The sequence below is a fragment of the Cyanobium sp. NIVA-CYA 375 genome (assembly GCF_056108345.1).
Window position 1 is genome coordinate 1 of the sequence record NZ_JBSYHW010000007.1, and the last position, 23779, is coordinate 23779.

Sequence of the window (23779 nt, forward strand, 5' to 3'; positions counted from 1 at the left end):
TGCAATTAACTATTCAAATTATAAGCTATTGTCGCCTCAACGCAAGGGCTGATCGTATTTTTCGAGGTGCCCTGAAGTTTATTTCAGAAGAGAGTTATCGGGAGTGGATTCAAAAAGACAAACCAGAACCAGGGGATATTCTTTTCACAAGAGAGGCACCACTCGGTGAGGCATGCCTCGTTCCCAAAGATTTTCCCCTTTGCATTGGTCAGCGCATGATGCTCCTAAGAGCAAATCCCAGAATCCTGTCGCCAGAGTTCTTGCTATTCCGCCTCAGGTCGCTGGCAACTCAGCAAAAACTTCAACTGCTTTCAGGCGGTTCAACAGTGGGGCATGCGAATGTGAAAGACATTCGCAACCTTGAGATTGAAATTCCCAACGAATCAGAACAGAGGATTGCTACATCTATATACGAGTCAATTTCCTGTTGCATAGATAAGCACGCTACAAAAAAACAGAAACTTCTTCACCTGAAGCAGGCATTAGCGACAGACCTCCTCTCAGGTCGCAAGAGGGTCAGCATCTAATGGCAGGAGACGAGAGGCAATTAGTTGAGGCACCTGCCCTTGAGCAACTCAAGGGTCTGGGATGGTTGCACATTGATGGCACCACACTCGTCCCAGGCACCTCCAACCATCGTTCTTCACTCAAGGATGTGGTCCTCACTCCAAACCTTGAGCAGGCAATCCAACGCATCAATCCCTGGATCAGCGAAGACAACCTCCGCAAGGTCGTCCGAGAAGTCACCCTGATTCAGTTCTCCACCTTGATGGAGTCAAACAAGTGGTTCTGGGAACGACTCACCCAGTACTTCAGTGTGGATCAGGACCTTGGGAGCGGTCGTCGTGGGCAAACCCTCAAACTGATTGACTTTGACCAACCAAAGAACAACGAGTTCCTCTGCGTTGATCAGTTCAAGATCCAGGGTCCATCCCAGAACATCATTCCCGACATCCTGCTCTTCGTGAATGGATTGCCTTTAGGGGTCATTGAGTGCAAGTCGCCATTCGTGACCGATCCGATGGCAGAGGGGATCAACCAACTACGCCGTTACGCCAACCTCAGAAATCCCAGCGACACAGAAGGATGCGAGAAACTCTTCCACTACAACCAGGTGATGGTCTCCACTCATCGGGATGGAGCAAGGGTCGGAACCATCTCCTCACCTGTTGAGTACTACCTGGAATGGAAAGACCCATACCCAACTGATCCAAATGACCTGGGGTCCCCTGCCACTGCCCAGCAACTCCTGATCCAGGGACTGCTGAACCCTGCCACCTTCCTGGACATCATTCAGAACTTCACGCTCTACGAAACCGAAAGCGGTCGCACGATCAAGAAAATCGCCCGCTACCAGCAGTTCAGGGCAGTCCAGAAGACCATTGAACGCCTCAGAGCACCAGGAGAGCGCAAGAGCAAAGGCGGGGTCATCTGGCACACCCAGGGTTCAGGCAAGTCCCTCACCATGGTCTTCCTCACCCAGAAGATCCGTCGGGACCCACTGCTACGGGACTACAAACTCGTCTTCCTCACAGACCGCACCCAACTGGACGGGCAACTGACTGCCACCTTCCGCAACGCTCAAGGGGAGTCCGTTCTCAATGCCTCGTCGGTAAGTCACCTCAAGGACCTGCTTGCCAGGGACGCTTCTGATCTGGTCACCGCCACGATCCAGAAACTGCAGGAAGGGGACTTTGGCTACTCCTGCCTCAACGACTCAGATCGGATCATCGTGCTGGCAGACGAGGCACACCGCACTCAGTACGGAACCCTTGGTGCTGCCATCAACACCGCCCTGCCCAATGCCCCCAAGATCGCCTTCACGGGCACCCCCCTGATCACCACTGAGAAGACCACCCAAGAGTTCGGTGGATACATAGACACCTACACCATTGAGCAGGCAGTCGCCGATGGTGCCACCTGCCAGATCCTCTACGAAGGTCGCGAAGCAACCACCAAGGTCACAGGCGATTCGCTGGATGCCCTCTTTGACCGCTACTTCCAGGACAAGACCCCAGAGGAAAAGGCAGCGATCAAGAAGAAGTACGGCACCGAAAAGGCAGTGCTGGAAGCACCTCAACGCATTGAATGGGTCGGGCTCGATCTGGTAGGGCACTACCGCAGCACCATCCTGCCGAATGGCTTCAAGGGCATCTTGGTGACAGGCAGCAGGGAAGCAGCAGTCACCTACAAACAAAAACTGGACCAGGTACCAGGAGCACCAGAGTCAGCAGTGGTGATTTCAGGTGACCACAACGACCCACCTCATCTGGCGAAATGGACCAATCCTGCGGACCACAAGCAGGCGATTGAGAACTTCAAGAAACCAATTCACGAGCATCCCTTGTCCTTGCTGATCGTCAAGGACATGCTCTTGACGGGGTTTGATGCCCCCATTTGTCAGGTGATGTACCTAGACCGCAAACTGATCGACCACACCCTGCTGCAGGCGATTGCACGGGTGAATCGGACCGCCGCCAATAAGTTCAGTGGGTACATCGTTGATTACTACGGTCTGACCGACTACCTCGCTGATGCCCTCAAGGTTTTCTCCTCCACCGATGTCAAAGGTGCCCTCAAGAACCTCAAAGACGAAATCCCGAAACTTCAGGCAGCACACACCAGGGTCAAGCAACACCTCAAGGGTCTGAACCTCCAGGACATTGATGCCTGCGTTGCTGCCCTTGAAGACGAACTCAAGCGGCAGCAGTTTGAAGCGGACTTTCGGACCTTTGCCAAGCAGGTGGAGATCGTCCTACCCGATCCAGCAGCAACACCATTTCTGGGTGATCTCAAGGCACTGGGCAAGGTGGTCATCGGATGCCGTAACCGCTATCGGGATGATCAACTCAACCTTGTGGGGTGCGGGGAAAAGGTCCGTGCTCTCATTGAAGAGCATGTCCGTGCCACAGGAGTAGATCCACGGGTGCCCCCCACCAAACTCTTTGATGTGGAGTTTGAGCAGGTCCTTGCCGCCCAAACCAACGACAGGGCAAAGGCATCTGAGGTGGAACATGCCATCAAGGCACACCTCAAGGTCAAGTTGGACGATGACCCGGAGTACTACCAGTCCCTGGCACTGCGTCTAGAGGAGATCATCCAGAAGTACCAACAGAAGTGGGAGGTACTGGTGCAGCAACTCCTGCTGTTCCGTGATGGGATCGAGCAGGAGAAGACCCAGCAGAACGAGGACCTGGGACTGAGCGAGATAGAGGGTCCCTTCTACAGGTCGCTGATGGCAGAAATCACCAAGGCAGCAAGCGACGACACCATGGATGAGGAAACACACCAGAGGGTGCTGGACCTCACCAAGGAACTTGTTGCCGAATTCCAGGAGGCAACTCAAATCGTCGGGTTCTTTGACAAGTGGGATGAGGTCACCCGCATCAAAAAGCAGATCAAGCGGTCCATCCTGGATCAACCCTTCGGTGACAGGGCTCTGGTTGATGCCGTGACCGAGCGGTTTATGGACCTGGGCAAGAGGCACTTCAGGTGACTGCTATTCCAGAGGAGGTCCTGGGTTTGCGGGTGGAGGTGGTGCGATCCATCAGGCGCACTGCTGGTCTGCACATCGTTGGCACTGATTTGCAGGTAAGGGTCCCTGAGCACCTGGAGGATCAAAGGGTGGCAGAGATCCTCAAGCAGAAACGCCCCTGGATCAGGTCCAAGGTTGCTGAACTCAAACGGGTGCCACCCCACCGCACCAAAGAACTGGTCAGTGGTGAGTCCTTCCCTTACCTGGGTCGCAACTACCGCCTCAAGGTTCAAGAGGGTCATCAAGTGGGGGTATGCCTCTCAGGTGGATACCTCCGAGCAACCATCCGCCCAACAGAGCAGCGTGAGCATCAAGCACTAAGGATTCAGCAATACCTGGAAAACTGGTATCGCTCACGGGCACTTGAACGCCTCCAGGACAAGACCCACCGCTATGCCCAGCAGATCGGGGTCTCACCAGCGGGGATCAGTGTCCGCAGCTTCAAGTCCCGCTGGGGGTCCTGCGACAAAAAGGGGGAGGTGGTCTTCAACTGGAACATCATCAAGGCACCGCACAGCATCGTGGATTATGTGGTGATCCATGAGTTGTGCCATCTCATCCATCCAAACCACTCCAAGGACTTCTGGCAGTTGGTTGGTCGCCATGATGCTTCCTACCCTGAGCACAGACAGTGGTTAAGGAAAACGGGGGCAGAGCTGCTCTGAGGGACATGCATTTCCCTCAACTACCCCTCAATAACCTCAAGCAAATCCTCAATCCAGCAATCCAGCACCGTCACGATCTTTCCCGCCAATTCCAAAGAAAGTTGCCACGCCTGCCTGAACCTGCGGCTGAGTGGGAGCGTTCGAAGAATCTGAAAAACCAAGCCAAGGCCATGCGAAGGTTCGCCAGAAACTCTTTCAAGTATTGGTTGACATATCTTGAATTTTCTGAATGATTACTCAGGACAGCGAAGGTATTTAGTCGATGTGAGAATAATCGGGCTATGTTGCCGGCACGCTGATACTTTGCTCGTAAACATGAGCCCTAGATCTCGCCTGTCTTATCAGCCTAAAGTCCGACACAGAAATAAAGACCAAGGATAATTTGCTGTAGCGTTAGATCTATGGCCTCCGCGTTGCCTGCCTTTCAGGGCCGACCGTCGCCCTCTCAACCCGCAGTGCAGTTTATAGCAACTGCTACATGTGGATATCGGGTCCGATATCCACTGTTCATATCGAGCACATCTGCCATGAACTGACTGCGATGGCTAGGATTAGCTTGGCAACAAGGAGGTGGTTATCGGAAACAAGAAAGAGCGTTGCCGTGGTTCTCGGAAACCATCCAATAAGCGTTAGTTTGACGCGGCATAGGTGCTTGCCTCCTGTTGCCGCTCTCGTATCCGGCTAAGATGGCTTGAGGAGTTGCGTCTCATGCCCATGATCATTGATGAGAAGCGAGAAGAGATCGCAAAAGCCTGCCAGAGGTACGGTATCGAGCGCTTATTTATCTTTGGCTCTGCTCTCAGAGAAGACTTCAAGCATGGAGACAGCGATGTTGATCTTCTTGTAGAGTTTGGGCCTATCGATATCTCCAAGAAATTCCATACTTACCTAGAGGCTCGTGCTGCATTTAGCAAGATCCTTCAGAGCGAGGTTGACTTGGTAATGAGCGGTGCTGTCAAGAATAAGGTCATCGCCAGCGAGATTGATCGGACGAAGAAGCTTATTTATGGCACGTGATGTATCTGCGTATTTGCAGGATATCTATGATGCTTGCGTTGCGATTGAAGAGGTGACCGAGGCTGTCTCCTTGGAGGAGTATCGAGCCTGGCGCGCTGTCAGGTCGTCAGTGGAGCGAGAATTTATCATCTTTGGCGAAGCTCTTCGCAGAATCAGCGTGCTTGATGAGCGCTTATTTCTTTCAATATCTAATTCAAGGCTATGATTGATTTTAGGAATCTCCTCGCTCATGACTATGGTGCCGTTGACGACGATTCGGTGTTCGGCCTTGTCTACTCCGATCTGGTTGTCCTAAAAGAAGAGGTGGGGAACCTTCTCCACGATTTGTTTGGCGCAAACTAACCCTGCCATCCACCTGAGCCGCCGCCGTAGGCCTTCTGCTTTGCTACCCGCTCCTTGCGGCCAGGTGATGGCGAGCGCTAGAAAGATGGGTGTATAGACTGTGTATAGCCGCGGCTGGAGCACGCAAGCGAAGTTTCAGAAATGGGAAACAGCCTTGGCGTGAGGATTCTTCGAGGGTTGGCTGAAGAGGTGGGATTGGGTGCTGGTCTTGAGTCCCGCCGTACCAAACCGGCTAAGCGATGGTTATTGCGAAGGTGTTACCTCTCCTTAAGCCTGACACTCCTGCAATTCACTGGAGCTAGGGCCCGGTTTATTCAGCTGGAAAAATCCACATAAGATCATCAGCTCATTAAATACATCGGGGCAATCCAGCCACCGGAGGAAATCAAGTCAATTCAGTTCGGCCATATCAATGCTGCCCAACCAGCGATATCACTGCAGCGGGCGCCTGAGGCCTCATCACGGAACAGCCGGTTTATCCGGCGACTCCCGCAACCGCGGCAGCAACTGCACCAGGTTGCAAGGCCGCGTCCCTGCATCGAGCTGGGCACAAATCAGCCGGTCCCAGGCGGTTTGCACCGCATCGAGCGAGCCGGGCAGCACAAAGATCACCGTGCCGTTGGCCACCCCCGCCAGGCAGCGGCTCTGCAGCGTGCTGGTGCCGATCGTGTCAAACGACAGCACCCGGAACAGCTCACCGAAACCCTCGATCGTCTTATCGAGCAGGGGCGCCACCGCCTCCGGCGTGCCGTCGCGGCCGGTGAGACCGGTGCCGCCACTGCTGATCACCACCTGCACTGCCTCATCGGCGATCCAGCGGCTCACTTCAGAGCGAATCCGGTAGCGGTTGTCGGGCACCAGCTCCCGCTCCACCAGCCGGTGACCAGCCGCCTGCAGCCGCGCCAGCAGGGCGTCACCGCTGCGGTCGTCTTCGAGGGTGCGCGTGTCCGACACCGTAAGCAGAGCGATGGCAAGGCTCACCAGGGGGCCAGACGAAACGTCGTTTCATTGTGCTTGGGCCCAGACTGACCACCAGCCGCTGTAGCCCATGGCCGCGTCCGCCCAACAAGGGGTATGCATTCAGGTGCGGCTATTCGCGTCCCTGCGCGAAGCAACAGGCTGGAGCGAGCAGCTGGTGACCCCGGCAACCACGGCCCGCACACCCCTGGCCCTCTGGCAGCAGCTTGGGCTCGGGCCAGACGAACCGCCCGCCGGGGTGCGGGTAGCGATCAACCAGCGGTTCGCCAGCTGGGATGCCCCGCTGACAGACGGCGACGAACTGGCCTTCCTGCCGCCGATCAGCGGTGGCTGACGGCCCTCTGCCCCTGGACGGCCCCTTACTCGCCATCGCGATAGAGCCTGCACCGTTTGACCCGCTGCAGAGCCTTGCCGCCTGGCACACCACGCTGGCCGCAGCCCTCGGGGATCTGCCCGCCGCTGAGAGCCACTTCATCGGCAGGGTGCGCCCCACCGCAGCTGGCGGCGAAGCCCTATCCGCCCTGGAGCTGGAGCACTACCCAGGCATGACCGAGGCCCAGCTGCACTCCCTGGCCAGTGCCGCCGCCGCCAGGCACGGCGCCACGGCGGTGCTGGTGCGCCACCGGGTGGGGCGGGTGCTGCCAGGCGAGTCGATCGTGCTGGTGGCCGTGGCCGCCAGCCGCCGCGGCCCGGCCCTGCGCTGCTGCCAGGAGCTGCTGGAGGCCCTCAAGCACGAGGCCCCCTTCTGGAAGCGCGAGTGGCTGGCGGCTGGCAGCAGCAGTTGGGTGCAGGGCAACACCCCCCTATAAACGCCTCAGAAGTAAACAGCTCAGAAGATCGGCAACCGCAGCAACTGGGCCCAGAGTTCCGTTCCCGCTTCAAGAGTACCCAGCTCCGCCGGGATCTCCAGCAGCAGATCAGCCCCCTGCAGCGAGCCGATGCGCGATGAGGCCTGCGAGCCTGCCACCCGTGCCAACAGCGCCCCATCGGCTGCCACCACGAGCTGGGCCCGGGCCAGCTCCGGCCGCCCTGCACCGCGGCGCAAGTCCTGCTCCAGCCGCACCCGCAACCTAGGCAGCAGCTGCAACTCGCCGCCCTCAAGTTTTTGTAGCGCCGGCCAGAGCAACTGCAGAGCTGTAATCGCCGCCGCCACCGGGTTGCCCGGCAGCCCGAAAAAGGGAGTGCCGGCCACCTCTCCCCAGGCGAATGGCCGCCCCGGCTTGAGGAACAACTTCCAGAAGCGCACCACGCCGAGTTCAGCCACCAGAGAGCGGATCCAGTCACTGTCACCGGCGGACACGCCACCGGTGCTCACCACCACATCGCAACCGGCCGCCAGCTGAAGCAACGCATCACGCAACGGCTCCGGTTCGTCGACGACGACGCGCTGATCGGCCACCTCAAAGCCAAGACGACTAAGCAACGCCGTGAGCAAAGCGGAATTGCTCTCCCAGATCTGGCCAGGGCCCCGAAGCAATCCGGGACTGAGCAGTTCATCGCCACTGATCAGCAAACCGAGCCGCGGCCGCTGGGTCACCGTGAGCTGCTGCACCCCGCAACTGGCCAATCGGCCGAGCTCGGCCACACCTAAGCGCTGGCCAGCCGCTACCAGTGCGTCTCCCTGGGCTGCCTCCTCCTCGGGGTTGCGGATCCAGGGGTTAGGGCCACAGGGATGCACCAATTCGATTCGATCCGGCACCGCGCCCTCCAACCGCCGCACCAACTCCTGGGGCAACACCCGGCCACTACCAGCGGGCACCACTGCGCCGGTGAGGATCCGCACCGCCTCGCCCGGGGCCAGTGCTGCCAGATAGGGCGCTCCAGCAGCGGAGTAACCCACCAACCGCCAGCTACTGCCCAGCTCAGCCGCCTGGCCGCCGATGGCGTAGCCATCCATGATCGAAGCCCGGAAACCCGGCACGGCCGCCGCCGCCAGTACGGGCTCAGCGGTGGTGCGACCTAGGCAGGCCGCCAACGGCAGCTGTTCCACCAGCCCCAGGGGCTGCAGCCGCTCAAGAATCTGGGCGCGGGCCTGCTCCAAAGGCAGGCCTTCGGGGCCAAAGGGCTCAGTCATGCCGTTGCCAGTCGCCGCTACGGCCGCCGCTCTTGCGCAACAGGCGCACCGGGCCGATGGTCATGGCGGGATCGGCGCTCTTGAGCATGTCGTAGAGGGTGAGCAGACCCACCTGCACAGCCGTGAGCGCCTCCATCTCCACCCCGGTAGGAGCAATGGTGCGAGCAGTAGCCGTCAGGCGCAGACCGCTACCGTCAGCGGCCCGCTCCAGCTCCACGCTGACCCCGCTGAGGGCGATCGGATGGCAGAGAGGAATCAGTTCCCAGGTGCGCTTAGCGGCCTGGATCGCAGCCACCCGCGCCACCGCCAGCACATCGCCCTTGGCGGTTCGGCCCTCCAGCACCAGGGCGAGAGTGGCAGGTTCCATGCTGATGAAGCCCTCGGCCTGCGCCTCACGGGCAGTGGCAGGCCGATCGCCCACCTCCACCATGTGCACCTCGCCGGCGGCATTGAGATGGGTCAACTCCGCTGCAGCCATAGCCATCCTGCAATCGACGCCCCAGCATCAAAGCTCAGCACCTAGCGGCACCGCTACCGCCCCATAACGTGTGGCTTGAAGCGCTGGCTAGCCGCCCTGCCGTTGTCACTCCCCCGCCCCTCCACCTTCTTCTGCGCCTTCCTCACCCTGCTGAACGACCGGCTGGGGGAAAGCATCGTGTTTCCCCTGCTGCCGTTTCTGCTGGCGGGCTTCACCAATGACGGCCGCGTGCTGGGCCTGCTAGCGGGTAGTTACGCAGTGGCCCAGTTTGCCTTCACGCCCCTGATCGGCGCCCTCAGCGACCGCTTCGGACGCAAACCGGTCATCAGCGTTTGCGTAGCCGGCTCGGTGCTAGGGCTGGCCCTGTTTGCCCTCACCATCAGCCTGCCCTGGGCCAGCCTCTGGCCTGAAGCCCAGGCCGCCGGGTTGCCCCTGGCCCTGCTATTCGGCGCCCGGCTAATCGACGGGGTCAGCGGCGGCACCGCCGCCACAGCCAGCGCCGTGCTGGCTGATATTTCGCCGCCGGAAAAACGGGCCAAGGCCTTCGGTCTGATCGGGGTGGCCTTTGGCCTGGGCTTCATTCTTGGCCCCGCCCTAGGCGGGCTGCTCGGCCAGATCAACGTCACCCTGCCGCTGCTCGTTGCCGTAGCGATCGCCGTGCTCAACCTGGTGCTGGTGCTCACCGTGCTGCCAGAAACCCACCCGCCAGAAGCACGCCGAGCCATGCCGCGCAAACGGGATCTCAACCCCTTTGCCGCCCTGCAGCGGGTGTTCACCAACCCCCAGGTGCGGCGGCTTTGCGTGGCTTTTTTTCTGTTTTTCCTGGCCTTTAACGGCTTCACCGCCGTGCTGGTGCTCTATTTCAAGCAGGCCTTCAACTGGGGGCCCGGCCTAGCGGCCGCAGCTTTCCTAGTGGTGGGCGTGGTGGCCACGGTGGTGCAGGGCGGCCTGATCGGACCGCTGGTGAAGCGCTTCGGCGAATGGCGCCTCACCCTGGCCGGCCTGGGCTTTGTGATCGCCGGCTGCCTGCTGATCCCCTTGGCCACCCGGGCCAACGCCCAACCGGTGGTATTCAGCGCCGTTGCGATCTTGGCCCTGGGCACCGGCCTGGTCACCCCCTGCCTGCGCAGCCTGGTGTCACGCCGCCTTGACGGTGAAGGCCAAGGCGCCGCCCTGGGCAGCTTGCAGGGGCTCCAGAGCCTGGGCAGCTTCCTGGGCCCACCGCTGGCGGGCCTGGCCTACGAAACCAGCGGGCGCCAAAGCCCCTTCTGGCTCGGCATCGCCTTGCTGGTGGGGGTGGCCATGCTGGTGGCGGGTGGTCTGCCTGGCCAAAACGCCGGGATGAAAGCAGGACTACAAGGATCAGACAGTTGAGATTGCTACGTTGCCGCTAATCAAGGTCAAGGTGCTGCGTGGCGGAATCAACGGCTGAAATCCGGCTAGCTCCCGAGCTTTACATCAACCGTGAACTGAGCTGGCTGGAGTTCAACTACCGGGTGCTAGCCCAGGCCCTAGACGAGCGCACGCCGCTGCTAGATCAGGCGAAATTCAGCGCCATTTTCAGCAACAACCTTGATGAGTTCTTCATGGTGAGGGTGGCCTCGCTGAAGTCCCAGATCGATGCCGGGGTGAGCAGTCTTAGCGATGACGGACTCACCGCCCAGCAACAGCTCCAAGCGATCCGTACCAAGCTGCACCCCCTGCTGGAGTTGCAGCAGCAGCACTACCGCCACTCCCTAAAGAGCCATCTCTGCGACTACGGCGTTCACCTCACCGACTACGCCAACCTCAACAGTCCCCAGCGCGATTGGCTCAACGCCTATTTCCAGAGCGCCATTTTCCCGGTACTCACCCCCTTAGCGGTTGATCCCTCCCACCCCTTTCCCTTCATTAGCAACCTGAGCCTCAACGTGGCCGCCCTAGTGCGCGACCCCGATACGGGTCAGCAGGAATTCGCCCGGGTGAAAGTGCCACAGAAAAACCTGCCCCGCTTCGTCCAGCTCCCCCCCCACCTGAGCAGCAAGCAGCCCGAGCCCGTGTTTACGGCCGTGCCCCTCGAGCAGGTGGTGGCTTTCAACCTCGGCCTGCTGTTCCCAGGGATGCACGTGGAGGGGCACTACTTCTTCCGCGTCACCCGCGATGCCGACCTGGAATTGCGCGACCTAGAGGCCGACGACTTGATGGAGGCCCTTGAGGAGGGCCTGCGCAAACGCCGCCGCGGCGGCGAGGTGGTGCGGCTGGAGGTGGCCGATGAAATGCCAGAAGCGGTGGTGCAGCTACTGATGGAAGGCACCGCCGTCGAGGCGGAAGACGTTTACCGGGTCAATGGGCCCCTAGGCCTTGACGATCTGATGAGCCTGATGGCCATTCCCTTACCCCAACTCAAGGAGAAGCCCCACAAGGGCCGCACCACACCTGCTTTGGCGCGCACCCAGAAAAGCCAGCTGGAAGACGGCTCCATCAAGGCGGAGGAATTTGAAAGCATCTTCTCGGTGATCCGCCGAGGTGATGTGCTGCTGCATCACCCCTACGACCTGTTTTCCACGTCGGTAGAGGAATTCCTCAACCAGGCCGCCGACGACCCCTCGGTATTGGCCATCAAGATGACCCTCTACCGCACCTCCAAGAATTCACCTGTGGTGGCGGCACTGATCCGAGCCGCTGAAAACGGCAAGCAGGTGATGGCTCTTGTTGAATTAAAAGCCCGCTTCGATGAAGACAACAATATCCAATGGGCCAAGCAGTTGGAGGCGTCTGGAGTACACGTCGTCTACGGAGTACTGGGCCTGAAAACCCACACTAAGATCCTGCTCGTAGTACGCAAGGAGAAGGAGCGCCTTAACAGCTACGTGCATATAGGTACGGGCAATTATAACTCCAAAACCTCCAGCCTCTACACCGATATCGGCCTACTCACTGCCCGGCCCGAATTCGGTGCCGACTTGGTGGAGCTTTTTAATTACCTCACCGGCTTCTCCAAGCAGCAAAGTTTCCGACGCCTACTAGTGGCTCCAGTGACCCTGCGCAGCCGCATGGAAGGCCTGATCCGCCGCGAAATCGACCATGTCCAGGCCGGCAGGGGCGGACGCATCAGGGCAAAGATGAATGCCCTGGTGGATCCAGCGATCATCGCCCTGCTCTACGAAGCCTCCCAGGCTGGCGTCATGATCGAGCTGGTGGTGCGTGGCATGTGCAGCCTGCGACCCCAACTGGAGGGCATCAGCGACAACATCCAGGTTGTGAGTGTGATCGGTCGCTTCCTCGAGCACTCACGGTTGTTTTGGTTTGGCAATGGCGGCGAGCCCGAACTTTTCTTCGGCAGTGCCGACTGGATGTCACGCAACCTGGACAGAAGAGTGGAGGCGGTAGCCCCAATCGAAGATCCAAAACTGCGCCATCAGCTTGAGCAAGTCATCGATCTCTACCTAAATGACACAGGTGCCTGGCACATGGACAACCAAGGAAAGTTCAGTCAAAGACAGCTTGAGGGCGAACAACAACTGGTTCAGCGAGAGATGATGCGTCGCTGGCGCGGCGGCTTGGTAGCGTGATCAACAGCAATCCATATAGGAAGTCTTCCAAATCAACGAGTTAAAACCAACGATGCAGTGCTAAATTCCGACTAATTCCAATACGGAGGCTTGGGTGTGGGGACGCCTTTGCAATCCGCTTCAGACGTTGTTGATAGCAGCGCCTCGAAGCTTTCGCCATCTTTGATGGCGCCAAATGCTGCTGCTAGCAAATCCGCGTCTGCAAAGGCACGCGCCACAGGCCCTAAGGCTGGAGGTCGCCTAAGCGCAGATTCAATCGGCTGGTACCTGGGCACCATTGGCCGGGTTCCGCTGCTCACAGCCGCCGAAGAAATTGAGCTGGCTCACCATGTGCAGGCCGGCAAACGCTTACACGAGCTACCTGCCGGCGAACACACCCCTAAGCACAAGCGCCAGCTGCGCATGGCCCAGCGCGCCCGGGACCGAATGATGGCGGCCAACCTACGCCTGGTGGTAAGCGTCGCCAAGAAATATCAAAACCAGGGACTGGAGCTGTTGGATCTTGTGCAGGAGGGGGCGATTGGCCTAGAGCGAGCCGTCGACAAGTTCGACCCTGCCATGGGCTATAAATTTTCTACTTATGCCTACTGGTGGATTCGCCAGGGGATGACTCGGGCGATAGATAACAGTGCTCGCACAATTCGTCTGCCGATTCACGTCAGCGAAAAGTTGTCAAAAATGCGACGGATCAGCCGAGAGCTTTCCCATCGGCTCGGCCGCCAACCAAATCGCCTCGAGCTCGCCCATGCCATGGACATGGTCCCGCGGGATCTTGAGGACCTGCTGACCCAGAGCGCTCCCTGCGCCTCCCTCGATGCCCATGCCCGTGGCGAAGAAGATCGCAGCACCCTCGGCGAGCTGATCGCCGACCCGGCCAGCAACGAGCACTTGGACTCGATGGACCGACTCATCCAGAAGGAGCACCTGGGCACCTGGCTCTCCCAACTGAATGAACGGGAACAGCAGATCCTCAAGCTGCGCTTCGGCCTGGAAGGATCCGAACCCCTCACCCTGGCGGAGATTGGGCGGCTGATCAATGTGTCGCGAGAGCGGGTGCGGCAGCTAGAGGCCAAGGCGATCATGAAGCTGCGCCTGATGAGCAACTATCAGCAGGCCGCCTGAGCCCATGGCTACTGGATGGTCGCAGCAACTGCTGGGCGTTGCCGCCGTTGCTGGCTGGCTGGCTCTGTTAGCGCTAGCGGCGCTGCAAGTGCGGCAGCGCTGGAATGGTCAACGAGAATGGAGTCGCAAGCTGGTGCACATCGGCACCGGTGCCGTAGTGCCGATCGCCTGGGCCACCGGCATCGATCGCCTGATCGCCATCCCCGCCGCCGGCCTGATCACCCTGCTGGCGGCACTGAACCATCGCTTCCGCCTGCTGCCAGCCATCGAAGATGTGGGCCGCTCCAGCTACGGCACCATTGCCTATGGAGCCTCAATCACCCTGCTGCTGCTGCAGTTTTGGCCGCAACAACCAGCTGCCGTAGCCGCTGGCGTGCTGGTGATGGCCGTGGGTGATGGCCTCGCCGGACTGCTCGGCCCCCTGGTGAGCTCCCCTTGCTGGCTGGTGTGGGGCCAGCGCAAATCCGTCGTTGGCACCGGCGCCATGGCCGCTGGCAGCCTGGCCATGCTGCTGCTTGTACGCCAGCTGACGATCTCGGCTGGCCTGCCCCATCCGGAGCTACCTGCCCTGCTGGCCATCAGCGCCACCGCAGTGGTGCTTGAGCAGGTGGCGGTAGGGGGCCTCGACAACTTCACCGTGCCGCTGGCGGCCGGCTGGCTGTGGCAACGGCTCAGCTAGCGCACTGGCTTAGCTAGCGCACAGACTCAGCCAGAGTTTCGAGGACCTCCGAGGTGCTCGCCAGATCGATGCAGGCATCGGTGATGCTCTGCCCGTAGGTGAGCTGACTCAGATCGGATGGAATCTTCTGGCTGCCCGCCGTCAGATGGCTCTCCAACATCACACCCATCACATGACCAGAGCCGGCGCGCAGCTGTTCTGCCACCTGTTCTGCCACCTCGCCCTGGCGGCGATAATCCTTGTTGGAGTTGCCATGGCTGCAATCCACCATGACCCGGGCTGGCAAGCCGGCTTTGGCCAGCTCGGCAGCGGCTTCTTCCACCGCCTCTGGGTGGTAATTGGTACCTCGCTTGCCACCCCGCAACACCAGGTGGCCATCGGGGTTGCCGGTGGTGCTCACAATCGCCGCCTGGCCCTCCCCATTGATGCCGAGGAAATGGTGGGGCCGCGCCGCAGCCTCCATGGCATTGATGGCGGTGATGGCACTGCCGTCGGTGCCATTTTTGAAGCCGATCGGCATCGACAAGCCGGAGGCCATTTCTCGATGGGTCTGGCTCTCAGTGGTGCGGGCGCCGATGGCCGTCCAACTGATTAAGTCGGCGATGTACTGGGGCACCACCGGATCCAGCAGCTCGGTGGCCGCCGGTAGGCCCAGCTCGGCTAGGTGCAGCAACAGGCCGCGAGCCACACGCAGACCCGTATTGATGTCATAGCTGCCGTCGAGGTGAGGATCGTTGATCAGCCCTTTCCAGCCCACGGTGGTGCGGGGCTTCTCGAAATAGACCCGCATCACAATCTCCAGCTCGGCAGTGTGCCGTAGACGGGCCTCGGCGATGAAGTCGGCGTACTCATGGGCCGCCGCCACATCGTGCACCGAACAAGGCCCCACGATCACCAGCAGGCGGGAATCGCGGCCGTGGAGAATCGCCTGAATACGTTCCCTAGCTTGCTGAACTGTTGCCGTTGAGCGCTCACTGATCGGTAAGTCGCGATGCAACAGGGCCGGAGCCACCAGCGGCCGGGTTTCCACCACATGCAAATCAGAGGTGGTGGTGGTCATGGGCCTATGGCCGTCAGAGCGGCTCCGCAGGTGTGCACTCCACCCTAGACAGCAGCGATTGCGACCACCCTGGGGACCGGCTGCCAAGAAGAATGGGAAGCAGATGACGCACAAGGGCATGTCCCCAGCCACCTTCCTCAGCAGCTACCGCGCCGCCGCCGCCGAGCGCGAAGCCCTGGGCGTGCCTGCCCTGCCGCTCACCGCCAGCCAGGTCCAGGCGCTCACCGAGCTGCTGGCCGCCCCCCCCGCTGGCGAGGAGCCGTTTCTTCTGCACCTGCTCAGTCAACGCATCCCCCCCGGCGTCGATGAGGCGGCCTACGTAAAGGCCGGCTGGCTCAGCGCCGTGGCCCAAGGCAGCGCCACCAGCCCGCTCGTGAGTCCGGTGGAGGCCGTGCAGCTGCTGGCCACCATGATCGGCGGCTACAACGTCAGCGCCCTGATCGAGCTGCTGAGCAACTCCGATCCGGCCATCGCCAGCGCCGCCGCCGAGGGGCTGAGCCGCACCCTGCTCGTCTACGACGCCTACAACGACGTGCTCGAGCTGGCGGCAGGCAACGCCTATGCCCAGCGGGTGATCGACAGCTGGACCGCCGCCGAGTGGTTCACCGCCAAGGCCGAGCTGCCCGCCGAGATCACCGTCACGGTGTTCAAGGTGGAGGGTGAAACCAACACCGACGACCTCTCCCCCGCCACCCACGCCACCACCCGGCCCGACATCCCCCTGCACGCCATGGCGATGCTGGAAACCCGCATGCCCGGCGGCCTGGAGCTGATCAGCCAGCTCAAAACCAAGGGCCACCCGGTGGCCTACGTAGGCGATGTGGTCGGCACGGGCAGCTCACGCAAATCCGCCATCAACTCGGTGCTCTGGCACACCGGCAGCGACATCCCCCACGTGCCCAACAAGCGCGGCGGCGCTGTGATCTTGGGCGGCAAGATCGCGCCGATCTTCTTCAACACCGCCGAAGACTCCGGCGCCCTGCCAATCGAGTGCGACGTGAGCGCCCTGAGCAGCGGCGATGTGATCACGATTCGCCCCTACGCCGGCACGATCGAGCGCTCCAGCGGCGAAGCGAACGCCGGCGAGATCGTGGCCCGCTTCGAGCTCAAGCCCAGCACGATCAGCGATGAGGTGCGCGCCGGCGGCCGCATCCCCCTACTGATTGGCCGCTCGCTCACCGATAAGGTGCGCGCCCAGCTGGGGCTTGCCGCCAGCGACCTGTTCATCCGCCCAGTGGCCCCGGCCGACACCGGCAAGGGCTACACCCTGGCCCAGAAGATGGTGGGCAAGGCCTGCGGCCTGGCGGGCGTGCGCCCCGGCAGCAGCTGCGAGCCGCTGATGACCACCGTCGGCTCCCAGGACACCACCGGGCCCATGACCCGCGATGAAATGAAGGAGCTTGCCTGCCTGGGCTTCTCCGCCGATCTGGTGATGCAGAGCTTCTGCCACACCGCCGCCTATCCCAAGCCGGTGGATCTGAAAACCCACGCCGAGCTGCCCGATTTCATGGCGTCCCGCGGCGGTGTGGCCCTGCGCCCCGGCGATGGGATCATCCACAGCTGGCTCAACCGCATGCTCCTGCCCGACACGGTGGGCACCGGCGGCGACAGCCACACCCGTTTCCCCTTGGGCATCTCCTTCCCGGCCGGCTCGGGCCTGGTGGCCTTCGCTGCCGCCATCGGCGCCATGCCGCTCGACATGCCCGAATCGGTGCTGGTGAAGTTCTCCGGCTCCCTGCAGCCGGGGGTGACCCTGCGCGATGTGGTGAACGCCATCCCCTACGTGGCGATCCAGCAGGGCCTGCTGACCGTGGCCAAAGAAGGCAAAAAAAACGTGTTCAACGGCCGGATCATGGAGATCGAGGGGCTGCCCGACCTCAAGCTCGAGCAGGCGTTTGAACTCACCGACGCCACCGCCGAGCGCTCCTGTGCCGGCAGCACGATCAAGCTCAGTGTTGAAACGGTGAGCGAATACCTGCGCAGCAATGTGGCGCTGCTCAAAAACATGATCGCCCGCGGCTACGGCGACGGGCGCACCTTGGCGCGCCGCATCCAGGCGATGGAGGCCTGGCTGGCCAACCCGGTGCTGCTGGCGGCCGATGCCGATGCCGAATATGCAGCGGTGATCGAAATCGATCTCGATCAGATCAGCGAGCCGATCCTGGCCTGCCCCAACGACCCCGACAACGTAAAAACCCTGAGCGAAGTAGCCGGTGCGCCGATCGATGAGGTGTTCATCGGCAGCTGCATGACCAACATCGGCCACTACCGCGCCGCCGCCACAGTGCTCAAAGGCCAGGGTGAAAACACCGCGCGGCTGTGGGTATGCCCACCCACCCGCATGGACGAGGAGATGCTCAAAGAAGAGGGCTACTACGCCATCTTCGAAGCGGCGGGCTCCCGCATGGAGATGCCCGGCTGCTCCCTGTGCATGGGCAATCAGGCCCGGGTGGAAAACGACACCACGGTGTTTTCCACCAGCACCCGCAACTTCAACAACCGCCTCGGCAACGGCGCCCAGGTATACCTGGGCAGCGCCGAACTGGCGGCGGTATGCGCCCAACTGGGACGGATTCCTTCCAGGGTCGAATACCTGAAGATCGCCGCCGAAAAGCTCGACCCCTACGGCGCCGAGCTGTACCGCTACCTCAACTTCGATCAAATCGAGGGTTTCGAAGACAGCGGCCGGGTTGTGAGCAGCGAAGAGGAGGCCAGGGTGCTTGCGGGGGTGTGAAAGGCAGCCATGTTGCTTTCTCCACAGGATGCACGCCGCTTCATGACCACCTACGAGCGGGTGGCCATTGCCCTACATGCCGTCTGCGACAAGAAACCTCCAAAGAGTCCATCCGCTTGCCTCGCTGCTGCCCGCAAGCGGCTCCAGCAGAGCCCCGCACTGCTCGACCAGGCCGTTCGGTTTCTGGAGCAACGCGACACTGAGGCGGACTCAGAGGTGATCACGGCCCTACGCCAGATGCAGCTGGCGGAATGGGTACACCTCAAAGACCTGAAAAGCGGTGCCATCTTTCTCAATCAGGAGGGCACCGAGGCTTACAGCGCAGTGGGCCTCACCCAACTGCCGAGCGCCATCATCGGAGATCGAGGATTTCTTGTGGAAACCGCACTCTGCCCCTTCGCCGGCAAAATACTCTGCGATGGGATTTTTGTCGCAAGCGTTCAGCTGGGCCAGGGGATCTGGCGCAGCTTCCATACGCGCTACCTCAACCTCAAGGCCGCCGGACGCTTACATCGCAAGCCCGCCACTGCTCCGCCCTGGCAGCGGGCAGCTGCTCAATCAGCCGCACCCCTCAAAGAACCCCCGGCCTTGGAAATCCTGGAGCCTTGGCAGATGGTGCAGCTGGATGTGGTGGACGACGCTCTGGCCTATCTAGAGGCCAAATTGCAACCCCATCACCCCTTGCGAGAGCACGCGCTATTTCCCTTGCTCAAACGGGAAGACAGTCAGATCTGGATTGTCACCAAATACGATGACGACGGCACCACCTGGCTACTGGATCTCACCAGCACACGAAGGCTCCAAGGACGCACGATCTACGCCTTTCGACAACTTACAGGCGACGACGAGCTAGAGCTGATCATCCAACAGGACCACCAGCAATGGCTGGACGAGTTTGATGACGAATCCGATGCCCGCTGAGGCCTGCGCCAATGCGACAGCCGCACAGGCAGGCGCCCGTTGGTATAAAGACTGACATAAACTGAAGGATCAATTGCACCAACTGGACTTCCTGGTATCCAGAAGACTGCATCGCGATCTCCATTTATTGTGTTTTAAAGGTGCCCTGGCCCTGGCCCTCGTTTGAAGCGACGCCCTCACCGGCTGTGACCAGGCCACCCAGAGCGTCAAGGCCGCCCAGGGCCTGACCAGCACCTTCAGCAAAGGCACCCCCAACGCCCCCATCAGTGGCTTACTTGGCCCCCTTTTCGCCCTGGCCGGTAAGTAAGTCGAGCCTGCCGTGGTGAGACGCTGGAGGCCTACAGCCGTCGTCTCATCTGAACAAGGAAATCCTGCTGTTCGAACCCGCCCCAGCTGAGGCCGGTGCCCTGCGTGCCGTGCTGGCCTTCCCCAGCACCTACACCGTGGGGATCACCAGCCTGGGCTACCAGGTGGTGTGGGCCAGCCTGGCCCAGCGGGCCGATGTGGATGTGCGGCGCCTATTCACCGACCAGGGCGATCCAGCGCATCGCCACTGCGACCTCTTCGGGCTATCGCTGAGCTGGGAACTGGATGGGCCGGTGCTGCTGGATCTGCTGGAGCAGCAGCGCATCCCGATCTGGGCGGCCGAGCGCGGCGACAACGACCCGATCGTGTTCGGCGGTGGGCCGGTGCTCACCGCCAATCCTGAGCCGCTGGCACCATTTTTTGATGTGGTGTTGCTGGGCGATGGCGAACTGCTGCTGCCGGCCTTCATCGATGCCCTGCAGGCAGGCCGCGGCGCACCCCGAGCCGAACGGCTCCGGCGGCTGGCGGCCGTACCCGGCGTGTATGTGCCCTTTCTCTATGCCCCCCGCTATAGCCCCGAGGGCGATCTGCTCGCGGTTGTGCCAACAGAAGCGGGTATCCCGACCACGGTGGCCAAACAAACCTGGCGCGGCAACACCTTGAGCCATTCGGCGGTGATCACCCCGGAGGCGGCCTGGCCCTCGATCCACATGGTGGAGGTGGCGCGCAGCTGTCCGGAGCTCTGCCGCTTCTGCCTGGCCAGCTACCTCACCCTGCCGTTTCGCACCCCCAGCCTGGAAGACGGCCTGATCCCAGCGGTAGAGAAGGGTTTGGTCGCCACCCAGCGCCTGGGATTACTGGGAGCCTCAGTAACCCAGCACCCCCAATTCGCCGACCTGCTGGCCTGGCTAGACCAGGACCGCTTTGAAGGCACGCGGGTGAGCGTCAGCTCGGTGCGGGCCGCCACCGTGACCGCCGAGCTGGGGCGAATCCTGGCCAAACGGGGCAGCAAATCGCTCACGATCGCGATTGAAAGCGGCAGCGAGCGCATGCGCCAGGTGGTGAACAAGAAACTTGCCACCGAAGAGATCTACTCAGCAGCCCGCTATGCCAAAGAAGGTGGCCTCACGGGCCTGAAGCTCTACGGCATGGTGGGCCTGCCGACGGAAGAAGACGTCGATGTGGAAGCCACCGCCGAGCTGCTGCTGGCTCTGAAAAAGGCCACCCCCGGCCTGAGGCTCACCCTGGGAGTGAGCAGCTTCGTGCCCAAGGCCCACACGCCGTTCCAGTGGCAAGGCGTGCGGCCCGAAGCGGACAAGCGACTCAAGCTGCTGGCCAAGCGGCTCAAGCCCAAGGGCATCGAGCTGCGCCCCGAGAGCTACGGCTGGAGTGTGATCCAGGCCCTGCTGTCGCGCAGCGACCGGCGCCTAGCGCCGGTGATCGCTGCCGCCCGCGGCAAGCACGAGAGCCTGGGGGGCTGGAAGCAGGCCTATCGGGCGGTGCGGGAGCAAACCTCAGGGCCCGAAAGCCCACCAGCCTGGGAGGAAGTGATCCACGCCACCTGGAGCCCGGAGCGGGTGTTGCCCTGGGCGCACTTGGAGGGGCCGCTGCCTGCGAAAACTTTGCAACAACATGCTGCACAGGCGCTGCAGCACCAACTAGGGTGAAAATCAAGCTCAACGTGAAGCTTTACCCAATTGGAGACTGATGTCATGGCCCGTTTGTCCCTCGCCACAGACTGGCCCTGGGAGCAAGCCACCCGCCTTGGTCGACGCTCCAGCAATGTCTTGGACAAGCTCAGTCCCGTCAACAAGGCTGACAAGAACCACCCTGTCAACACCTCCCTCCGCTCCTCGCCGATCGCAAAAGAAACAGGCGATGCCCGATACGCAACCTATATAGATCCATCTCCGACGGCCCCTTTCCCGAACACCAGCCTCGACATCCAATCGGAACTTGGCTCCCCAGTCATTAACGGCACCCTGGCGCTGGGTGGCGGAGCAGCGGGCGGGCCGGACGGACGCGCAGGGGGCGTTCAGGCGACTCCCAAGCTGACGACCAGCCAGATTCTGGTGCAGTGGAACCCAACCAGCACCGCAAATCAACGCCTAGCGGCCCTCGGTGCCATAGGTGGAAGGGTGGTGAGCACGATCCAGACCAACCTGATGAAGCAGCTGGGCCAGGGGGTGGTTGAGGTGATCGGCGTGCCGCCTGGGATGTCGGTTGATCAGGCCATCCGCGCCTATGGCAACCGGCCAGGCGTTGAGTTGGCCGAGGTGGACTGGGTGGTAGGCACCCAATCTATATCTGACGATCCTTATTACACAACTAGCAGCCGCCTCTGGGGGATGTACTCCAGCGACAACCCCACGGCTGCCGGTGGCAGTGGCACCACCAACGCCTTTGGCAGCCAGGCCGAGCAGGCCTGGGCCCAGGGTCAAACGGGCAGCAGCAAAGTCGTGGTGGGCGTGATCGATGAGGGCATCGACTACACCCACCCTGACCTTTATCTCAACATCTTCCTCAACCAGGGGGAGATCAGGGGGCTCAGCTTCTTCAGCAGCCTCAACGACATCAATGGCGATGGCCTGATCACCTTCCGTGATCTCAACCACAGCAGCAATTCGGCTTTCGTAAGCGACATCAACCTCAATGGCCGCATCGATGCCGGTGACCTACTGAATGACTCCCGCTGGGCCGATGGCATCGACACCGATGGCAATGGCTACAACGATGATTTGATCGGCTGGGATTTCGTCTACAACACCAACAATCCCTATCGCCCATCGGAAGGTGACAACCACGGCACCCACGTGGCCGGCACCATCGGCGGCATCGGTAGCAATGGCGTTGGGGTAGCCGGCGTCAACTGGGATGTGCAGCTGATGGCGCTGAAGTTCCTGGGGCCCAACGGCGGGTACACCTCGGGCGCAGTAGCAGCGGTTAATTACTACGCCAACATGACTTCCCAGCATGGGACCACCGCGCAGTACGTGGGCACCAACAACTCCTGGGGAGGGGGTGGCTTCAGCAGCACTCTCAACAACGCCATCGGCAATGGCGGCAGGGCAGGCAATTTATTTGTAGCGGCGGCCGGCAACAGCTCCTCCAACAACGACAGCACCAGCAACTTCCCCTCCAACTACAGCACCACCTCTGCACTTGGCTGGGAGGCTGTGGTGGCCGTGGCCTCGATCACCAGTTCCGGAGGCCTGTCCAGCTTCTCCAGCTACGGCTCTCAGACCGTTGATCTGGGGGCACCCGGCTCGTCGATCAACTCCACCGTGGCCGGTGGCGGCTATGCCAGCTACAGCGGCACCTCGATGGCCACTCCCCATGTAATGGGAGCCCTAGCCCTACTGGCTTCGGCCTTCCCCCAGGCAACCCCCCAGCAGCTGCAGAAAGCCCTCTACGACGGCACCGCCGCTACCACCAGCCTCTCCGGCAAAACCGTGACCGGCGGCCGTCTGGATGTGAATCGCTCCCTACAGCTGCTTAGTGCCACCTTTGGCGATGGCGGTGGCGGCACGAATCCGCAGCCCAGTTACGCCCTAAGCGCTGAAGCCAACTCCGTTAACGAGGGCAGCAGCAGCACCTTCACGCTCACCACCACCAATGTGGCTGCGAACACCAGCCTGGCTTGGACGCTCAGCGGCACCGGGATCACCACCGGTGACGTGGTGGGAGGGAGCCTGCAGGGCACCGTCATCGTAGGCAGCGACGGCAAGGCCAGCTTCAGCATCACCCTGGCCAGCGACGCCCTCACCGAAGGGGCCGAGACCTTGGTGGCCAACTTGTTCAGCGATGCAGCCAGTACCACAGTGCTCGCATCGGCCTCGATAACTGTGAACGACACCTCCACAACGCCGGTCACCACCACCGATCAGATCCTCTGGGGCACCACCGGCAGCGACACCATCACCGGCGGCAACGGTAACGACCGGATCTCAGGCGTACTGGCCAGCGGTACCACCGCAGCCGCCATGGGCAGGGGGCAGATCGATGTGCTCACTGGAGGCCCCGGAGCCGATGTGTTCGTACTGGGCGACAGCCGCGGCGTGTTCTACGACGACCGCAACAGCGGCAACCTAGGCACAGCCGACTATGCCCGGATCAAGGATTTCATCGCAGGAGAAGACAAACTCCAGCTGCGCAATGCCACCTACCTTTCCACCGTTTCGAGCGGCAATCTCTCCCTCTACTGGGATCGCAACGGCAATGGCAAGCTTGATACGGGCGGTCGCAACCGCGACGAGCTGATCGCAATCCTTGAAGGTGTTTCCAGCCTCAGTGGCAGCGATATCCTCTTCGTATAAA

General features: G+C 61.3%; 19 protein-coding genes and 1 pseudogene. 16 read left to right on the top strand and 4 right to left on the bottom strand.

The genetic code is table 11. The features are described 5' to 3' along the window. The 6 genes and pseudogenes from AC01FP_RS03375 to AC01FP_RS03400 form a co-directional block, all read left to right on the top strand. The coding region (locus AC01FP_RS03375) for a restriction endonuclease subunit S (RefSeq protein ID WP_474478204.1) at nt 1–527 on the top strand (527 nt) is incomplete at its 5' end. Next, entirely contained in the window at nt 527–3496 is a 2970-nt protein-coding gene (locus tag AC01FP_RS03380) for a type I restriction endonuclease subunit R (protein WP_474478206.1), read from the top strand. The genes AC01FP_RS03375 and AC01FP_RS03380, both read left to right, overlap by 1 nt. Next, the gene (locus AC01FP_RS03385) at nt 3493–4200 is read left to right on the top strand and encodes a M48 family metallopeptidase (RefSeq protein WP_474478208.1); all 708 of its coding nucleotides are present in this window, start codon (nt 3493–3495) and stop codon (nt 4198–4200) included. The genes AC01FP_RS03380 and AC01FP_RS03385 overlap by 4 nt, the downstream gene beginning before the upstream one ends. A gap of 714 nt (nt 4201–4914) precedes the next feature. Beyond that, nucleotides 4915–5217, top strand: coding sequence for a nucleotidyltransferase family protein (locus AC01FP_RS03390; RefSeq protein ID WP_474478210.1), 303 nt, complete (start codon nt 4915–4917; stop codon nt 5215–5217). A 201-nt stretch (nt 5218–5418) separates the two neighbouring features. Next, the gene (locus AC01FP_RS03395; RefSeq protein ID WP_474478212.1) at nt 5419–5559 is read left to right on the top strand and encodes a HepT-like ribonuclease domain-containing protein; all 141 of its coding nucleotides are present in this window, start codon (nt 5419–5421) and stop codon (nt 5557–5559) included. A gap of 292 nt (nt 5560–5851) precedes the next feature. Beyond that, a pseudogene (locus AC01FP_RS03400) lies at nt 5852–5965 on the top strand (DUF3175 domain-containing protein); the annotation flags it as partial. Between the two features lie 53 nt (nt 5966–6018). On the opposite strand, the gene moaB reads toward AC01FP_RS03400, so the two are convergent. Next, complete coding sequence (gene moaB, locus AC01FP_RS03405; protein WP_474478214.1) at nt 6019–6540, bottom strand: molybdenum cofactor biosynthesis protein B; 522 nt, start codon at nt 6538–6540, stop codon at nt 6019–6021. Between the two features lie 67 nt (nt 6541–6607). Here moaB and AC01FP_RS03410 point away from each other — a divergent pair, with 67 nt between their 5' ends. Together AC01FP_RS03410 and AC01FP_RS03415 are read left to right on the top strand one after the other, a co-directional pair. Next, a complete protein-coding gene (locus AC01FP_RS03410; RefSeq protein ID WP_474478216.1) occupies nt 6608–6871 on the top strand; it encodes a MoaD/ThiS family protein in 264 nt (87 codons plus the stop codon). Then, the gene (locus tag AC01FP_RS03415) at nt 6864–7346 is read left to right on the top strand and encodes a molybdenum cofactor biosynthesis protein MoaE (protein WP_474478218.1); all 483 of its coding nucleotides are present in this window, start codon (nt 6864–6866) and stop codon (nt 7344–7346) included. The genes AC01FP_RS03410 and AC01FP_RS03415 overlap by 8 nt, the downstream gene beginning before the upstream one ends. A 20-nt stretch (nt 7347–7366) precedes the next feature. Here AC01FP_RS03415 and AC01FP_RS03420 read toward each other — a convergent pair whose 3' ends face one another. Beyond that, on the bottom strand, nt 7367–8611 hold the full coding sequence (locus tag AC01FP_RS03420; RefSeq protein WP_474478220.1) for a molybdopterin molybdotransferase MoeA: 1245 nt from the start codon (nt 8609–8611) through the stop codon (nt 7367–7369). Then, a complete protein-coding gene (gene moaC, locus AC01FP_RS03425; RefSeq protein ID WP_474478222.1) occupies nt 8604–9089 on the bottom strand; it encodes a cyclic pyranopterin monophosphate synthase MoaC in 486 nt (161 codons plus the stop codon). Before moaC ends, AC01FP_RS03420 begins: the two co-directional genes overlap by 8 nt. A 75-nt stretch (nt 9090–9164) precedes the next feature. Between moaC and AC01FP_RS03430 the strand changes: the two genes are divergently transcribed. The 4 genes from AC01FP_RS03430 (at nt 9165) to AC01FP_RS03445 (ending at nt 14441) form a co-directional block, all read left to right on the top strand. Then, the gene (locus tag AC01FP_RS03430) at nt 9165–10463 is read left to right on the top strand and encodes an MFS transporter (RefSeq protein ID WP_474478223.1); all 1299 of its coding nucleotides are present in this window, start codon (nt 9165–9167) and stop codon (nt 10461–10463) included. A gap of 38 nt (nt 10464–10501) precedes the next feature. Next, entirely contained in the window at nt 10502–12640 is a 2139-nt protein-coding gene (gene ppk1 / locus AC01FP_RS03435) for a polyphosphate kinase 1 (RefSeq protein WP_474478224.1), read from the top strand. 165 nt (nt 12641–12805) lie between these two features. Then, nucleotides 12806–13762, top strand: coding sequence for a sigma-70 family RNA polymerase sigma factor (locus AC01FP_RS03440; RefSeq protein WP_474478225.1), 957 nt, complete (start codon nt 12806–12808; stop codon nt 13760–13762). A 4-nt stretch (nt 13763–13766) separates the two neighbouring features. Then, nucleotides 13767–14441 (top strand): diacylglycerol/polyprenol kinase family protein, encoded by a 675-nt coding sequence (locus tag AC01FP_RS03445; protein ID WP_474478226.1) that lies wholly within the window; start codon nt 13767–13769, stop codon nt 14439–14441. Between the two features lie 13 nt (nt 14442–14454). Here AC01FP_RS03445 and AC01FP_RS03450 read toward each other — a convergent pair whose 3' ends face one another. Beyond that, nucleotides 14455–15501 carry a 3-deoxy-7-phosphoheptulonate synthase gene (locus AC01FP_RS03450; protein ID WP_474478227.1) on the bottom strand — a complete coding sequence of 349 codons (1047 nt, stop codon included), beginning with the start codon at nt 15499–15501 and terminating at the stop codon, nt 14455–14457. Nucleotides 15502–15604: 103 nt separating this feature from the next. Here AC01FP_RS03450 and acnB point away from each other — a divergent pair, with 103 nt between their 5' ends. From acnB to AC01FP_RS03470, 4 genes are all read left to right on the top strand, one after another. Continuing rightward, entirely contained in the window at nt 15605–18235 is a 2631-nt protein-coding gene (acnB, locus tag AC01FP_RS03455) for a bifunctional aconitate hydratase 2/2-methylisocitrate dehydratase (protein ID WP_474478228.1), read from the top strand. 9 nt (nt 18236–18244) lie between these two features. After that, nucleotides 18245–19156 (top strand): hypothetical protein, encoded by a 912-nt coding sequence (locus AC01FP_RS03460; RefSeq protein WP_474478229.1) that lies wholly within the window; start codon nt 18245–18247, stop codon nt 19154–19156. A 416-nt stretch (nt 19157–19572) separates the two neighbouring features. After that, nucleotides 19573–21129, top strand: a complete 1557-nt coding sequence (locus AC01FP_RS03465; protein WP_474478230.1) for a B12-binding domain-containing radical SAM protein — start codon at nt 19573–19575, stop codon at nt 21127–21129. A gap of 45 nt (nt 21130–21174) precedes the next feature. Then, nucleotides 21175–23778, top strand: a complete 2604-nt coding sequence (locus AC01FP_RS03470; protein WP_474478231.1) for a S8 family serine peptidase — start codon at nt 21175–21177, stop codon at nt 23776–23778. The last annotated feature ends 1 nt before the right edge of the window (nt 23779 follow it).